This is a genomic window from Pseudomonas sp. P4_C3, assembly GCF_056402075.1.
Genome location: NZ_JBFUIC010000506.1, coordinates 1 through 2,173 on the forward strand (window position 1 = coordinate 1; position 2,173 = coordinate 2,173).

The following is a 2,173-nucleotide window of genomic DNA, read 5'->3' on the forward strand; positions in this document are numbered from 1 at the left end:
GTTTTATGAGCGCGTCAAAGAGATTTTGGCAACAATCGCAGAAGCCACTTCCATGTTCGATCGTAGCGGATCGACGTTGCGGGGACGGCTTCGCATTGACATCCCCACTGCATTTTCCCAGCACAGCTTCATGGAAAGCCTGAGAAGATTTACGGAGGCATTTCCCGAAATCGAGCTTGCGCTGGGCGTGACCGACCGTGCGGTAGATCTCGTAGCCGAGGGCATCGACTGTGCATTGCGAATCGGTGACCTCCCGGACTCAAGCATGGTAGCTAGAGAAATTGGTACCGCCACCATGGTGACCTGTGCGTCTCCAGGTTATCTCCAAGCCTGCGGGGTACCCAGAACCCTAAACGATCTAGCAGACCATCGATGTGTCAGCTTCCTTTCTGGTCAGAATCACAGACCGCTGCCTTGGCATTTCTCGGTAGACGGTGAAGATCGTCCACATTCTCCTCATGGTGGTATCACCGTGAATGAGTCGAATGCCTACGTTCAATGCGGTGTTGCCGGCTTCGGCATTATTCAAGCGCCGGGAATTATCGTTGAGACTTTCCTCGAAAGCGGAGAACTGGTTGAAGTGCTCGGGGCATTTCGTCCCCAGCCTCGCCTGGTTTCTGTCCTGTATCCAAGCAGAACGCACCTTGCACCTCAGGTGGATGCATTTGTGGGTTGGCTAAAGGAACATTTTCCTGTGCTGCACCCTAGCTGGTTCAAATCTCACTAAACTGCATTTGTATGTCGATTCGGCAACAGAGGTGGTTTTTAGCCGTAAGATTTATTGGGTGGACGATTATCGATCCCTGTGTAACTGGCAGTAATCGAACCGATCGTTTGCTCATGGTCTTAAGAAAAACATTGGCAATTGCGGAAGTAATGGATAGCAGAGCACGGCTCCGCGACCGTCGAGTCTTGGCTGACCAAGTGATTTCTGGGGTGAGTACAAGAAAGGGCCCATCGAGGGCCCCATTCCGTTAAGCGCTATGAGGCTATCCCACATGAAGCCCATGCCCAAAGCCCGCAAAAGCGGGCCTTGGGTTACCGACCAGACTTACGATTGGCGTGCAGTCAACGCCGAGTAGCTGTTCATCAAGTTGCGATAGTTCGGAATACGCTGGGACAGGAGGTTACCCAGACCTTCGATGTCGTTGCGCCAGTCGCGCTGCAGCTCACAGGCCACCGAGAACCAGTTCATCATTTGAGCACCGGCCCGTGTCATGCGGTTCCACGCTGCCTGTTGCACAGTAGTGTTGAACGTGCCGGAAGAGTCGGTCACCACGAACACGTCAAAACCTTCTGCCAGTGCCGACAGGGTAGGGAACGCTACGCAAACGTCCGTGACTACACCGGCAATGATCAACTGCTTGCGACCGGTGGCCTTGATTGCCTTGACGAAATCTTCGTTGTCCCAGGCATTGATCTGACCAGGTCGAGCGATGTAAGGCGCGTCAGGAAACATCTCCTTCAGCTCCGGCACCAATGGGCCATTTGGGCCTTGTTCAAAACTGGTGGTGAGAATAGTCGGCAGCTCGAAAAACTTGGCTACGTCTGCCAGGGCCAACACGTTGTTCTTGAACTCGTTGGGCGTGAAATCCTGAACCAGGGAAATCAGACCGGTTTGGTGGTCGACCAGCAGAACTACAGCGTCGTCTTTGTTCAAGCGGTTGTAGGTAGCGTTGCTCATGATGAAGTCCTTTTGATGTGAGTGAATGTTGTCGTTCAACATGGGGCTCAGATTAAGGATTTGGATGGTGCGGAAAAAGCAGGTGAAATGCGTTTGACTGTCAACTGAGATGAGACAATTCAAAGCGTTTTGGCTTTGGAGGTGGCTTGGTCTAATCGCTACTTCGGGCCGCCGAGGCCCGGCGAGAGTTAATCCATAGCGTCTTAACCGAGATGCCAGGCGGTCAGCAGTTTTTGTGGACGAAAAAAAGCCCGCGATGGGGAGGGCGGGCTGGGAATCACAAAAGGAGCTAGATCTACCGTACGCCAACGGATGTGAAAGTATTGTAAGACGAGCTAGCTACTCTAGGGCAAATGTATGAAGTCAACTGCGTGGCGCACCATGCTCTACCATCGCTCGCCATTCCTGCACGCTTGGCCTTTCTTGAATCTGGTTATACCAGGCCCAAAGCTGTCTTTCAGGATGAGCTCATTCCGGCGTCATCAGCAC

Annotated in this window: 2 protein-coding genes; one reads left to right on the plus strand and one right to left on the minus strand. The window is 52.9% G+C overall.

What is annotated here, in order from left to right; all coding sequences use genetic code 11:
- On the plus strand, positions 1-727 hold a 727-nt coding region (locus tag AC1DVH_RS29930; protein ID WP_477756835.1), incomplete at its 5' end, for a LysR substrate-binding domain-containing protein.
- A 324-nt stretch (positions 728-1,051) separates the two neighbouring features.
- Here the strand turns inward: AC1DVH_RS29930 and ycaC are convergent.
- A complete protein-coding gene (gene ycaC, locus AC1DVH_RS29935) occupies positions 1,052-1,684 on the minus strand; it encodes an isochorismate family cysteine hydrolase YcaC (RefSeq protein ID WP_477756836.1) in 633 nt (210 codons plus the stop codon).
- Positions 1,685-2,173: the final 489 nt, after the last annotated feature.